The following is a 520-nucleotide window of genomic DNA, read 5'->3' on the forward strand; positions in this document are numbered from 1 at the left end:
ACAAGTTGATGCAAGCAATGAAGGAAAACGATGATAAACAACCACTTGAGAACATTGTGCAGCTTGATGATGCCTATTGGGGTGGTAAAGGCAAGGGCGGTAAACGGGGTCGTGGCTCTAAAAAGAAAACGCCATTCGTTGCTGCGATATAGATGAATGACGAGAGACACCCAATCTACATGCGAATGAGCATGGTGGATGGCTTTAAGAAGCAAGAAATCACAAATTGGGGTAAAAAACACATCGAAGAAAAGACACTAGTCGTTACAGATGGACTTGCTTGTTTTGAAGGCTTAGTCGATGCAAATGTCTACCATGATGTTGAAAATAAGAGCCAAGCCGAGAGTTTGGAGGTGGTGCAAGAACACTTTGAATGGGTTGATACAATGATTGGTAATGTTAAGAACTCGCTACATGGGACGTATCATGCGATACGCAAGAAACACTTACCGAGATATCTTGGAGAATTCTGCTTTAGATTCAATCATCGCTTTAACCTTGAGGACATGACCCTTGCACT

General features: G+C 42.5%; 1 pseudogene. It reads left to right on the top strand.

Annotated elements, in window-relative coordinates:
- Window positions 1–520: pseudogene (locus QTN94_RS20405) on the top strand (IS1595 family transposase); the annotation flags it as partial.

It is taken from the genome of Vibrio sp. M250220, from assembly GCF_036533795.1.
Classification (GTDB): domain Bacteria; phylum Pseudomonadota; class Gammaproteobacteria; order Enterobacterales; family Vibrionaceae; genus Vibrio.